This is a genomic window from Candidatus Accumulibacter sp. ACC005, from assembly GCF_907163215.1.
Classification (GTDB): domain Bacteria; phylum Pseudomonadota; class Gammaproteobacteria; order Burkholderiales; family Rhodocyclaceae; genus Accumulibacter; species Accumulibacter regalis.
In genome coordinates this window covers 1-13,183 of the sequence record NZ_CAJQUB010000013.1, presented here as the reverse complement: position 1 = coordinate 13,183, position 13,183 = coordinate 1, and the positions used below count along the sequence as shown (strand labels likewise).

Genomic DNA, 13,183 nt, shown 5'->3' with positions numbered 1-13,183 from the left:
ACGGCGCACGTCGAACTCGGGTGGCCAGGTGAAGGGGTGTGGCGTCCACCTTTCCCGACCGACGACTGGTCTTGCCATCGACGGCGACCACTTCGCCGTTCGCCAGCGCTGGCAACACCTGACCCACCCAAGCAACCAGTCCAGCTTCTTTTCGCCCAGGCCTCGATTTCGACAAAGGTGTCGGCACCTGACAGCACCGCACTGACCGACACCACCAGCAATTCGATCAGGTCGTGCTCGACTTTCGTGGCCTGTCTCGGATCACGCCCAACAACCCACACGTCGACCAGGCGGCCCCTGTTTTCTGCGCTCATGGAAAACCCCAAAAAGACAGAAAACTACACAACCCAGGGGCTGTGAACAGCCTCTTTGTAACTCCTTGAGCGTAAACGATTATTTCATAGGGTCAACGACGTTGGCATTCGTGCGGCTACCCTGGAGTTGACGACGTTGACATAAAGATCGTGGCATATAAACTGTTAGATACGATTAATGGGGTACCGATTCTGCCGGGTGCCTGTCCGGCGGGCGACCCGTTTCTCGATTTCCCAATCAAGTTATGACAATGGCGCGTTAGGTTGGGAGCATTGATTTCGGACCCGGTATCGCACTGCGTGCGTTGGTGTTGCTGACCGACAGGTTACAGCATACAGACCTGCTAGACTTGTTCAAGTTGGCACCGTCGTTTGCGGACCTGAAGGAAAGAAACACCGCCTACCTAGAGGAGCTGTAGGCATTTTCGGGTGTGTGCGTCACCATGTACCTGATGGCCAATCAGTACAGCGCATACCAGGGTGAGGCGCTGTTGCAGTTCGGGGATGACTGCTGGCGCAGTCTAGGTGGATTGCTATCAGGGCGTGAAACGCATCTGAGGCTCTCGCAGGCGAATAGTCTTCCACAGGGATTGCAGCCGTTTAGCAACCCAGGCGAACGGAATCAAACCGAAAGTAATCTTGTGATATGTCACGAGGCCACGCAAATGAGTCAACAAATCGACAAGAATATAATGGATGAAATACTGAAAACCATTGCCATTATTCCCATCATGCAGGGCAATTCGGGGCGACGCTGGAATGACAGTGAGTTCTTGCTGGTGCCCAGTGTAGCGCGTTCGCGCCCCGCCGATGGGGGCAATTATTGGGATGGCGTGCCAGCCGCTTTGGCACCTTACTGTCCCGGTGAAGGGCAGATCGCGTACTTGACACACATCCATGACTCGTCGCCGGGTAACAATTATGATGCCGATACTATCTATCTACTCAATCGAGAGGCTTTGGAAGCATTGATTATCAAGGCTGAGGAGCGAGGCCGCGCGTGCGCCCATTTCCGTGTTGATAGGGTCATGTGTATCTCTGGCATCTCTGACCAAGGGATAGAGGATGAACCACCCTGGCACGAACGGAAGGAGATCGGATTGGAGGTGATAAAAAATGGGAATGAGTATCAATTGAAGCTGTCTGGCGTAGAGCAGAAATTAATCTGACGCGTTAGGGAAACACCGATCAAATCGCTGCATATCCGGATGGTATAATCAACCTATCAATCCAGCACGAGCGCCCACGATGAAGCAGATCAGTTTTTCCCAGGTTGAGTTTGAACGGAAGAAGCGGCTGCCGCTGACGAAGCGCGAGGTGTTTCTTGCCGAGCTGGAACAGCTCATCCCGTGGTCTTCATTGCTGGCTGTCGTCTTGCCACACTACCCGAAGGGTACCCGAGGCCGCCCGCCGATCGGACTCGAGCGGATGCTGCGGGTGTACTGCGTGCAGGTGTGCTACAACCTGTCGGATGAAGGCGTCGAAGACGCGATCACCGACAGCCAGGCATTGCGTGCCTTTGTCGGCATTGACCTGTCCCGGGGGCTGCGCCGGACACCACGACGGTACTGCAGTTTCGGCACCTGCTGGAGAAGCACGGGCTGACGAAGAAACTGTTCGAGGCGATCAACGGCAAGCTGTCTGCAGCGGGCCTGATGATGCGCGAAGGCACGATCGCCGACGCCACGATCATTGCCGCACCGCCCTCAGTCAAGAACGAAGCCAAGGCCCGTGACCCCGAGATGCATCAGACCAGGAAAGGCAACCAGTGGTACTTCGGCATGAAGGCGCACATTGGCGTTGATGCCGAGAGCGGCCTGGTCCACAACGTCATTGGTACCGCGGCGAACGAAGCGGACATCACCCAGACCGGGCATCTGCTGCATGGACAAGAAAAGGACGTCTTCCTGGATGCCGGCTACACCGGTGCCGAGAAGCGAGACGAACTGAAGGACCTCGACGTCAACTGGGGGATCGCCATGAAGCGCGGCAAGCTCAAGGCTGTCCCGAAGGACAGCCTGGTCGGCCAATTGCTGCGCCAGCTGGAATCACTGAAAGCCAGCATCCGCTCCAAGGTAGAGCATCCCTTCCACGTGGTGAAGAACCTCTTCCACTACCGGAAGGTACGTTACAAGGGACTGGCCAAGAATACGGCCCACCTGCACAAGCTGTTCGCCCTGGCCAATCTGGTGATCGCCAAGCGATGGCTCTTGGCGCTCGACGCCCGGGGTGCGTCCTGATGCACACCACAAGCCCTGAAAGGGGCCGGAAAAGGCAGGAATGTGGCCATAACCGACGGATGACGATGCATAAGTCATTAAGTCCGCGCCCCGGCGGACTTGCCTCGCGTTTTGGCAGCATCGCCGAGGCTGCAACGCTCATTCTTCAGCGGTTCCCTAACGGTCCGCTCGAAAGCACGCACAATTTCCATGTCGTGCTCCCCCTCGTGGTAGGTTTTCAGGACATGGTCGTGGAGCACAGAACCAAGGGGAGAAACATCGTTCCGACGGCCCTTTGGGAGGCGTTGAAATCCTTGGTCGTAGCGGATGCCGCCCTTGATCGAGACGAGGTAGCGCGCGTGCATTTTGGAACGGCAAGTTGCGTCGTCGACCAGAAGATAACGGAACTCACGATCCCCCGGCCATTCTGCGGCGGTGAGAATCTTCTCGATCGCCGCGCGCACCTCATCCCAGGAATAACGGCGGTCGCCGACGATCTCGGAATCACGTGCCCAGCAGGTTATCCCTCGGCACTTCCCGCGTCCGGCCAAACGGAACATCTCGACGAGTACATCCTGTCGGTCGCTCTTGCACGGGTTCAGGTACGGGTCGACGAAAACGAGTTCTGGACTCAGCAACAAGAGGGTCTTGCTGACACGTAGGTATTCCTTGGGGATGGCCTCAATCGATTCGTCGGCGGTCGGCGAAAGATCGAGGTCGTCAATCATTATCACGTCACGGGCCTGGAAAGGCCTTGGCACAATCCCGCTCGCGAATTCTCTAGGGTGCTGCCGTAGGACGCTCCGGTAGTTTTCGAGCCAGTTGTTTCGATCGTCCCAAGGGAGGGCCGCCTTGCAAAGGAGGGCCGCCCTTTCGCGGGCACGGCGGAGCAAGACCTTCACGCGTTCCGCTTCGATAGGCCCGAGGGTTTCGCAGCGTTCTCTGATTTCGCCCCTCCAACTCACCGGATAGGCCGCGAGGTAGCGCCCAGTGAATGGTCCGAACTGACTGAGCAGGTACCGAAGGTCGCCAGAGTTTTCACAACTCAGGGGGTCGGCGGCGTAAAGCTCATTCATCGAACAGTTCCCCGTCCCGTTCGGTGAAGAAGCCGCTGGGCCAGCGGTCAATGAATTCCCCATCCTCCGAGATCCGCAAGCGCTTCACGGAGGTCGTACCGTCCGGCTTCGGGTCGAAGTAGGCGACTACCACGTCGTCGGAGCGCAATAGCACTTCCGGCACGGCGAGCTTTCCTTGTGAAGTTTGCCGGATGCGCTTCAAGATGCGGAGAAGTAGATGCTCGCTGTGCGTCTCGATGATGATTTGGTGTTGATCGTTCGCCGACTCGATAAAAACGTCGCCGAGAGCCGCTTGGAGTGCCGGATGCAGGTGCAGTTCGGGTTGTTGCACCAGGGATATGGGAAAAGACGGGTTCGCCACTGAGCAGAGCACCGGAAGGACGTAGCCGAGCCCACTTCCCACCTGGTCAAAGGCCTGCTTCCTCCCTTGGGCGTCGTTGAGGAACACCTGAACGATCCAAGGCCGGTCCGCGATGTTGCCGACGTCTCGGGCGACGAGGGTTTCCAATTCATCGAAGTCTAGGATGGCCCGGAAGTCGGCGTTGATCTGGTATCCTCGCTCAAGGAAGAGATGGTCGCTCAAGGCACGGTTGACGGCGTCCAAGAGTTGGCCCTTACCCGAGACGTCATTCACGCGGAGGCGTTTCGTTAGGCAGGAAATGGCTAGATCGTTGTACCGGGGATCCCCGTCGGCAATCAAGCCGGGCAGGCTCAGCAGCGAATCGCTTTCTGGTAAGCAGAAAAAGGTCAATTCTTTGAGAGACGGAACGGTCCTTGAGGCCGGGACGATGTTTGTGGTGATGGTCATATTGGCCAACGCGATCAGCTTGATGCCGTCGAAGAAGCCGACGACCTCATTTACGGCGGTGCGCATGCGCTCTGCGAACTGCTGCCAGTTTGCTGCAGGCTCCTCCGAGAACAAGACCGCCCTTTCTAAGTCGTAAAGCACCGACTCCCGGTCTATGTTCTCGCTACGCATCCATACTAAGGAAGTGTGGATCCTGGCCCAGCCATCGACGTACGCCACGTGCTTCGGAAGATCGGCGGAGAGAGCTCTATAATCGCCCGACAGCACAAATCCGGAAAGCATCGGATGGGCGAAATTCACCCCAATGCTTTCGTGTTCATCCATCTCGATGATCGGAATGCCATTCACGGTGAGTTCAACCTGAGTGGACCGGCTGATTTCTTCCTCTTCCGTGTCGTACTGGCATCGGTAGGTAACGCCGATTTCGTGCCCGTTGGATTCGTACGACGACCCGGTATCCTTATTCGGCACGTCGAGGCAGGCACGAAGATCGGTGGGAATCGAAGCAGTGAGCCCTATGGTGAGAGTCGGCACGTACGCATCTCCAACTCTGCGCCAATGACGCTCCAGTTGGCCGGTATTGAATCCACGCAGTTTGTTGGTATAACTTAGCGAGCCCAAGAGGACAACGAGGCCATCTTCAATGGCGCTCTTCCCGGCAGAGTTTGGCCCGAACAGGAACGTGAGCTTGCCGAGCGGAATGATGGTGGGCTTGTCGAAAACCTGGAAACCGCCAAGCGTGACGCTGGTTATGAATGGCTTCTTATCGTCGTCGAATTTGATCTTGTTTTGCAACATAGGAAGGCGCCTGGCTCACTTGCGGTTTGCATGAGGAATGAGCTCCACATCCTACAACATCGTGCGGATGAGGGGACGTGAGCCTACTGGTGAAAGAATCGAGCTGCAGCGTTCCGATCCGTTAGCTGTAATTTGCCTCCCAGAATGTCCCGCTGTCGCTACGACCGTTCGGGGCCGACCTCGACCATTCTTACCCTGCCCGTCCGTCCTGAAAATCTGCTGGGAATCCCCCTACCGAGCGGATTTCTGCCCGCCAACGGCCAATGGTGCCGCCAGAACGCCGACCACCCGGGAGGCGCCAGCACGGACCCAGCCGGCCGCACACGCAGAGCGTCCGCACGCCCGAGCCCTTCCCTTGCGCAAGCCCCCTGCCCCACACCGAGGAGTGCCACCCCCCAGGTCGGTATAGGCCCGGACGCCACCCCAGAACGCAAAAAGCCCAGCCTTGTGGTGTGGGCTGAGCTAAGCGCTTGTACTACTGCGAATTTTCTCTGGCTCCCCGACCTGGGCTCGAACCAGGGACCTACGGATTAACAGGACGGCAGCTTAATCGCGTGGACGGCCACTTGGAATGCTATGCGCACCAGACCGCTCAGGGTCGTTAAGAGCCCGTCGGATTCCACTTGTCATTAGACAACAGCCGGCCATGGGCGGGCAGCGAAATCCGGCGCGACATCCCTCGTCGAGCGCCCGGCCGGCATGACGAAACCGACCGTGGCAAGCTGCCGTCGCGACCTCGTAGGAATTGGTACGAACAGACATCCTGTCGTTCCAATCACCCGATCCGGGCCTTGCATAGTAGCCACCGCCGCCCAGGCAGCGGCAGGCACTGAAAATGACCCTTGCGGGGCGCGCTGTCAGCTTCCTGTGGCAGCGATTTCACGACTCCGACGACTGGAACGTGGGGAATACCGGCAAGCTGGCCATGAATCCGCCGTCATTACCCGGTCCGGAGACGACGTCATGCCGATGCGCGACGCCAAGCGCACGGATGTCCCCGTCGGCGGCAACGACAGCGCTCCATTCGATCCCGCGTCATCGTGCAAGCTCCTTCTTGCGTGTGTCCGGATCGTCAGGATCGTGGATGACGCCACCGGAACCTACGCCCGCACCCACGCTGGCGCCACCGACACGGGTGCCGAAGCCGACACCTGCGCCGCCCGTGACCCGTCCTGCCTGGTTGACACCGACACCCACGCTGGCCGGACCATAGCCTGCCGATAAGCCAGCATTCACGCCGCCGCTGCCGACCCCGAGACCGATACCGACACCTGGCACGACCGGGATAGTGATGCCGAGTCCGGCGGAACGGCAACTGGCCAGAAACATCGTCAAGCAGACGACTGCGCACCGACGAGAGATGGCAAGGATATTCATCGCGGGTTGTTCCTCCAGGCCATCAGCGTGTGGCCCCTGGCTTGAGGGGCGCCATGCCCATGAAGTTCCGCGCACCCGATGGCGCGCCAAAACGATGCCGAGCGGGGTGGCCGATGACCGTGCGCGATTACTACACTCCGCGTTCGGCCACGGCGTCGCGCCCGGCAGATCGCTGACAGTGGCGATGCCGGCGACTTCAGCTACCGCGCAAGCATGCGCCATTCAGTCCGGACCTGCGGGTATCACGGCCAGGTACCGGCGTCATTTCACGGACTCCTTGCGGAGGTCCGGTCATTCGACGGCTTGAAAAGCAGGGCCATCGGGCGGCAGCCATCGGATCGGAAAACAGCCAAACGGCTCTACTGGTAATGGCCGACAGCGGCCCTTGCCTCATGGTAAGGCGAAGCGGGATTGGCACACATCCGACGTTGCTTCCCAACCGTCCGGCATGGCCGATTAGCCGAAATCCCGCGCTCCCTCCTGAATGTCGGCTGTCCGTGGTGCTGCTGATCTTTGCGTCTTTGATGACAGTCACAGCGCTACGACCGTTGATGGCGGCCGCAGTGGCCATCCGCCCGATTGCTTGCCCTACTTCCCGGCGGCGTCGATCTCGCGCTTCCCTTTGGCCTCCGTCTCTGCTCGCAACCTTCCCAGTGCCTGCTCGATTGCCGGATACATCTTGGCAGCCGTCTGACTCGTCGCCCGAACCTCCTGGCAGGTGTCGAGCGCCATCTCGAGCAGCGATCCAGCATCCCCTTTGGCGCCGAAACCGATGAGGCTCAACTGGCCAAGTGCCGTCAAGGTCATCACGCGGCCCAGCGGATACCGTGCCCAGTGTGCGTAGGCGACCGCGCGGTAGAGTACGTCCTCGGCTTCGTCGAAACGCTTCTCGTCGGTCAGTTGATGCGCCCTGTCGTATTCCTCGGTTGACCGATCGGTGCAGTAATTGCGCAGCGGCTCCGGAGGCAGAAACTCGGGCGGCAAAGACAACGCGCGATCTACCGGCGGCGCATGCGATTCGCACGCCATCGCGGCCAGATTCGCCTGTACTGCCTGCCAACCGTCGTCGCCTTGCCGAAGCAGACGATGGGGAAAGTCGTCGAGCGATCCCGCTATCGACACGGGCTCCTGGCGCCTGGCACCGGTGAGCAATGCCGCATCCTTCAACGCGGCGAATGGATCCTCCTGTTCGATGACCACCAGCGTCGACGTCTGCTTGCCCGCCGCACGGATCAGTTCCAATTCCTTGAGCACGCCCGAAGTGAAGCCGAGGAAGTGGATGACGATCATGCCCGCGTTGCGGACCAGTAAAGCAGCCAGCGATTCCCAGTCCTCGTCTGCCAGGACGAATGCCGGCAGCGGCCCGCTTTGTCCCGCTGGGTTCTGGATACCCACCACGGGCAAAGAGGGTTCAACCGCCGCCTGGAGGCTCCGCTGCATGTGGTTGTCGAACTGCCCGGCGAGGGTCACCACCTGCGGCAGTCCGTACGGGTCGTTGCGCGCGCCATAGACGCGTGGACCGAGGCCAAAATTGCGCAGATAAAGACAGAACGGTGTCTGTCTGAGCACGGCTTCCCCGACGATTTCGGCCGCGCGTTGATGCGGTTTTTCCTTGAAGAACAGGCGCAGTGAATCGAGCGCCAGTAGCCGGGACTCTGAAAGCTGCGCTCCCGTCCTGCCGGCGCGCGGCGGATAGTCCGGGTAAGACATGTTCATCAGTTCCAGCAGCGTGCCGTCCACCACGGGTGGCAGATAGCCCATGAACGGGGGAAGATCGCTGCCGTTCATATCAAGCGCCGGCGAGACGCGAAGTCGCCGGCTTGGCCTGCACGCCGTAAGCGAATTACGGGCATCTGCGCTGTTTCATGTTGCAGACGCCTGCCGACATCTTGTGGAGGCAGTCGGGCGAAACCGACGGTGCCGAGAGGTGTGGGCGGCCACCGTATGGCCGAGCTCGGCAGGCCCTCCTGGCAGAGGTTGCGCCGAATGGTGGCGGCGCCAGTGGGTAGTTGCTGTTCTTTTCTCATCAAGTGAGAAGCATAGGACATTTGGCGCTGCGCCGAAACGTCTTGCTGGGTCACGAGGAACCGTCACGCACGCCCCCTTGTGCGAGCCGTACCGCCCTGACGAAGCTGACCTGTCCCGCAGGCAATCGCCTCAAAGCCGCTTCTGCAAATTACTCACCCACAGCCACAGCGCGTACGAGATCGAGACGATCAACAAGGGTGGCAGCAACGAGGGCATCGGCAACGGCACGATCATCCAGACGGCAAGCCCCACCAGAACGGCCCAGAGCACGCGCACCCCGAGGCTGTGTCGGATCGGGCTCTGGGCCACGAAGGAATACTTCCGGATTTCCCGCACGAGCTGGCCGTCGCTGTAGGCCGCCATCACCAAGGGAATGCCTGGTACCAGCCATCCCATCAACACTTGTAGGCGGTAGGCGACCAGGCCGATCCACAACCAGGTCGCGACGATCCGGCCCTGCGCCCAAGCGCTGAGGTCGGAACTCCCAAAGGGTCCCTGCCCTGTCGATTGAGCGTCGATGATGAAGCTGCGAAAATCCGACGCCAGCGATTTTTCCATATCGTCCAGGGTACGACCGTAGACATCGCTCTCACCCTTGCCAGCAATCGCGTAGACCTCCGCCCGTTCGGCGATCCAGGCATTGCGGATCGCCGTCGGCGGAATGAACGCCCAGGTGGCCGCCATGAGCAGAAACAGTGCGACGGCGACGAAGGTACTCCAGGCGTTGTCGGTGCGCGCAGGCCTCATGGCTGCGTCAGGAGGATGGGAAACCGTCCCTTGAGCGTCCGGCCGCCAGAAAGCCGAGCGATGAAATGCAGTGGTGGCAGTTCACCCAGCATCGCCGCCGGAAAAAATTCTGCCTCCGCCTCCATGATCTGTTCCTGATAAGACGCGGTGTAGTTGTCCTGCACGTGGCTATCGACATTGTGTCCGTAGCGCAGGGCCATCGAACGCACCTTGATCTGCGGCATGCCTTCGGCCAGGTATTTCTGCGTTTCGGAATCCAGAACGCGCAGGGCGATCTTGTTGTTGGTGTTGGCGAGCACCTGGCGTGCCTTGTTTTCGTCGCCAAGTCGGCTGGCAAAGTCGGCAAAGGTCTGCGTGGCGATGGTCACCCGGAAATCCGCGCCGCCGCCCTTGTTCATGAGTTGAATGGCCGGCTGGTTGAGGACCTCGGCGGCTTCGTCGATGAAGAGATTGACCGGCGTCAGCGAATCAATCCCGTAGTTGTAGCGGTCGCCCGCCACAGCGGCGAGATCGGCCAGCAGGATGGAGCCGATGGCGCTGCCCACCGTCGAGTCGGCCAGCGAATCCAGACCGATGTAGACCACCTTGTTGCCGTGGATGATCTTCGACATGTCGGTCACCAGCCGCTCGTGGCCCGGCTCGAAGTCCGGTGACAGAAGCGCCTGCAGGGGCTCACTGGTGAGCATCGAGAGAATCGGGATCAGGGACGCCACCATTTTCTGGAAGTGCTCGCGATTGTGCTCGTAGGTCGAGATCAAGCCATCGAGATCCACGGACTGCGCTTCATGGATGGCGATCTCCCGGTAGAAGGCGATGTAGGCTTCCAGCAGCCGATCCTTGTAGCGCCGGATATGGGACGCGGCCCGGCTTTCCCAGTCCTTCACCTGGCGGGTGAAGTGAACTTTCAACGCCCGCTGCAAGAGGCTCTCGGGTCCGCCTTCGACATACCGTCGCAGCTGCACCAGATTGGGCCGATGGCCGGTGGCGATCATGCCGTTGGTGATGTCGTTGAGCACTTTCCAGCCGAAGGCCGTGAACGGGTCGGCGCCGGTTTCCGAGGGGATCAACGCCGCCACGCGGCTGGCCAGCTCGGTCTTGCGGTTCCAGTTGCGCAAGGGATCGATGCACGCCGACCGGTCGGGATGCGCCGGATGAAAATACACGAAGCGCTCCCCTGCCCCGCTGGCGTCACACGCGGCGCGGGCATTCCTGGCCAGCGCGTGATCGCCCTTCGGATCGATGATGATCACTGTCTCGCCCCGGAAGATCGCCTGGGCGATGAGCAGATCGAACAGGCGTGTCTTGCCGACACGGGTCGTGCCGACGATCAGGGTGTGCCCGACCAGGTGGGCGAGTTCCGAATAGAGATCGTCTTCGGGAGCAAGGCCATGGACCCAGTACGCGCCTTCGGTCTGTTGGGCCGCTTTTCCGAGCGTCCTGACGACGCCGAGTGAAATGAGGGTATGCAGCTTGCTTGCCTCGATGTCGGTCCAGGGAAACCCTGTTCCCAGCCAGAGCGCCTGCCGTTGAGCGGCCTGAAGGGCCTTCTTTTCGAGTTCCCCGAGATCAATGAACGCCTTGCCGAACGAGCGCAGACGCGAGGCATCGAGCAGCCGCTGGTAGGCCTGGTAACCGCGGCAGGCCGCGGCCAGGGCACATCCGACGGCAAGCAGCGCCGAGAACTGGGAGAACAACGGAACCGCCCGGGAGAAGGCGATGATCAGGGCCGACGCGAGCGCCCAGACAAGCGCCATTTTGGCTTCAAAATTGGGGCGCCACGGGACCTCGAAGTCGTAGGGCGAGGAGACGACCATCATGCGCGCCTCCACGATGGCGCCGACGGATGGCCGGCACGCTTTCTTCTGTCGCGCGTTTGGGCGTGTGCCGTGACCCGCTTCGCAGGATCGATCGTCTGGTCGGGCTGGATCGTCGGCGCGGCGAAGGCGATGGACTGATCCAGGTCGGGCCGGCGATCGGCGTCGCAGTCATCCCTGACAAGCCGCGGCTCAGGGAACTGGCCGCCCGATCCTGTGCGCATCATTGCACTGAGGTCGATGACCGGCGTTTTCATCGAAGGCAAGCGGCGCTCGATGCTAACCGGCGTCAGCGCCCTGCCGCCGCGCCCGCATCGTTCGCCTGGAAAAGCAGGTGCATGACGGCAACGCCGGCCCAGATCGCTACCGGCCATTCGGCCGCTGGAATCCAGATCGTGAGCACCAGCAGGCCCTCGATTCCAATCGACAGCAGGGCGAGAGCGCCGGCAAACCGACGATTGAAAATCCTGCCGTGTCTGGACACGGCGAGAATGAATCCCAGCCAGACCACGGCGCTGAGGACGGCTACGTCCAGCGACCGGCCCCTGACGAGCTGTTCCGTCAGGCCGCCAAGAAGTGTCGCGCCCATAGCCAGCCAGACAAAGCCTGCCGAGTCCGGCATGGATTTCCAGTCGCCACGAAGACTCAAGAGGCGCCAGCAATGCGACGCCAGTGATGTGATCAGTCCGGTTTGTTCGTTGCGCATGTTCTTCTCCTCCGTAATGAGCGCCCTGCAACGTCCCGCTCCACCGCGAGCGGCGCCGATCGAGACGCTATCCAGAACGATTCTACGGATGGCTGAAAAAATGCAAGTCCCCGAAAAGCGTCCTTTCGGACCGCTTTTCGGAAAAAGTTATCCACAGAAATCGCCCTTCGGAGAAGTTATCCACGTGAAACCTGTCTCAAACGCCATTCGCCGCAAACCCAGGCTACAAGGGGCTTCCAGAGGAGGGGAAAAGTTATCCACGTGAAACCTGTCTCAGTTAACGTGAAACCTGTCTCATAACGACGTGAAACCTGTCTCACGACCTCGGCTACAGGCCTTGCGTGGCAAGGCTTTGAGGGGGGTCTACAAGTAGTTAACAAGTAAATTAAAGTAATTTACAAGTAAAGGGCGGTCGCGCCTGTGGATAACTACGTGGCGCCGCGCCGTTCGAGCCGCAAGAAGAACCCACGCGCCGAGTGACGTGCAGCGGAATCGAGGTCGAAAAGGGCAACAAAAGCGAAAAGCGGCCCTACCAGGAGAAAAACCACGGTCGTGGCAATCAGGCGGGGATAGCCAGATCGGTACCTCACCGCGACAGGGTTTTGCAGGGTGTGAAACGGTCACCGTGCAGCGTGCTGCCTGAGAAGCCTTCACGCCACCACCTGCGCAAGACGTCTCGCTGCGCGTAGGACCCACGAGCGGCAAACGATCAGCGTCAGCGACCACCAAACGCACCGTCACCACCCGGGATCTCGACTGTGGATTTCGAATCGTCCGATTCCACGGCGATACAGGCTGCCGCGCACCGTAGCTCCGCGGCCCATAGCCCTTCGCGACCTGACGTCTTCCGCTCCTTGCGTCCGAAAAGCCACTTTTCTGGACGCTTTTCGCCTGCACCGAGGAGCTGCAGGGTGCAACAGTGACGGCATGCGAAACAGCCCCCAATCCCCCGCTTCCTCGCGATTCCATCCCGGCGGCCTTACGTTCCGTCCGCATCCGGGATGCGGCATTCCCGTGACCAGGGTCCGCGCGCGCCGACAGAGCTGATGTCCTCGCTTCCGAGATTAGCGATTCGAGGTCGATGCCGGAGTCGCTCGTCGTTCATGGCCAGGCGCTGGTTCAGACCACCTTGCCGCACACGACCCCGGCGTGTCATCCTTGCGAGCGGGGGGACGAGCGGTGCCGTGTCTCTTTCGATTATCGCCGACCGAAAATCGGCCTGCCCTTCGGCACGGTTCCCCGGCTTGTTCTGGCATGGTCTGCCGAAGCCGTGACGACGAAGTGCCCGCGGCTGGA

At 60.4% G+C, this 13,183-nt stretch carries 10 protein-coding genes and 2 pseudogenes; 3 read left to right on the top strand and 9 right to left on the bottom strand.

Going from position 1 to position 13,183, the window contains the following annotated elements:
• Positions 1 to 19: 19 nt before the first annotated feature.
• Positions 20 to 314 (bottom strand): annotated as a pseudogene (locus tag QZ613_RS16475) (transposase family protein); the annotation flags it as partial.
• Positions 315 to 757: 443 nt separating this feature from the next.
• Here QZ613_RS16475 and QZ613_RS16470 point away from each other — a divergent pair.
• Together QZ613_RS16470 and QZ613_RS16465 are read left to right on the top strand one after the other, a co-directional pair.
• The gene (locus tag QZ613_RS16470; protein ID WP_291983258.1) at positions 758 to 1,483 is read left to right on the top strand and encodes a hypothetical protein; all 726 of its coding nucleotides are present in this window, start codon (positions 758 to 760) and stop codon (positions 1,481 to 1,483) included.
• A 79-nt stretch (positions 1,484 to 1,562) separates the two neighbouring features.
• Positions 1,563 to 2,554 (top strand): IS5 family transposase gene (locus QZ613_RS16465; protein WP_291983256.1). Its coding sequence is split into 2 segments (ribosomal slippage): positions 1,563 to 1,857 and positions 1,857 to 2,554, totalling 993 coding nucleotides; the frame shifts between segments, so codons are not numbered across the junction.
• Between the two features lie 77 nt (positions 2,555 to 2,631).
• Here the strand turns inward: QZ613_RS16465 and QZ613_RS16460 are convergent.
• The 8 genes from QZ613_RS16460 to QZ613_RS16425 form a co-directional block, all read right to left on the bottom strand.
• Positions 2,632 to 3,609 (bottom strand): hypothetical protein, encoded by a 978-nt coding sequence (locus QZ613_RS16460; protein WP_291983253.1) that lies wholly within the window; start codon positions 3,607 to 3,609, stop codon positions 2,632 to 2,634.
• Positions 3,602 to 5,215 (bottom strand): DUF3696 domain-containing protein, encoded by a 1,614-nt coding sequence (locus QZ613_RS16455; RefSeq protein ID WP_291983251.1) that lies wholly within the window; start codon positions 5,213 to 5,215, stop codon positions 3,602 to 3,604. The genes QZ613_RS16460 and QZ613_RS16455 overlap by 8 nt, the downstream gene beginning before the upstream one ends.
• Before the next feature lie 1,035 nt (positions 5,216 to 6,250).
• Complete coding sequence (locus QZ613_RS16450; protein ID WP_291983249.1) at positions 6,251 to 6,592, bottom strand: hypothetical protein; 342 nt, start codon at positions 6,590 to 6,592, stop codon at positions 6,251 to 6,253.
• 588 nt (positions 6,593 to 7,180) lie between these two features.
• A complete protein-coding gene (locus QZ613_RS16445) occupies positions 7,181 to 8,380 on the bottom strand; it encodes a hypothetical protein (protein WP_291983247.1) in 1,200 nt (399 codons plus the stop codon).
• Positions 8,381 to 8,749: 369 nt separating this feature from the next.
• Entirely contained in the window at positions 8,750 to 9,367 is a 618-nt protein-coding gene (locus QZ613_RS16440) for a DUF4400 domain-containing protein (protein ID WP_291983244.1), read from the bottom strand.
• Positions 9,364 to 11,184, bottom strand: a complete 1,821-nt coding sequence (gene traD / locus QZ613_RS16435) for a conjugative transfer system coupling protein TraD (RefSeq protein WP_291982601.1) — start codon at positions 11,182 to 11,184, stop codon at positions 9,364 to 9,366. The genes QZ613_RS16440 and traD overlap by 4 nt, the downstream gene beginning before the upstream one ends.
• Complete coding sequence (locus QZ613_RS16430; RefSeq protein ID WP_291982599.1) at positions 11,181 to 11,447, bottom strand: hypothetical protein; 267 nt, start codon at positions 11,445 to 11,447, stop codon at positions 11,181 to 11,183. The genes traD and QZ613_RS16430 overlap by 4 nt, the downstream gene beginning before the upstream one ends.
• 23 nt (positions 11,448 to 11,470) lie before the next feature.
• The gene (locus QZ613_RS16425) at positions 11,471 to 11,887 is read right to left on the bottom strand and encodes a hypothetical protein (RefSeq protein ID WP_291982596.1); all 417 of its coding nucleotides are present in this window, start codon (positions 11,885 to 11,887) and stop codon (positions 11,471 to 11,473) included.
• A gap of 1,081 nt (positions 11,888 to 12,968) precedes the next feature.
• Here QZ613_RS16425 and QZ613_RS16420 point away from each other — a divergent pair.
• Positions 12,969 to 13,183 (top strand): annotated as a pseudogene (locus QZ613_RS16420) (hypothetical protein); the annotation flags it as partial.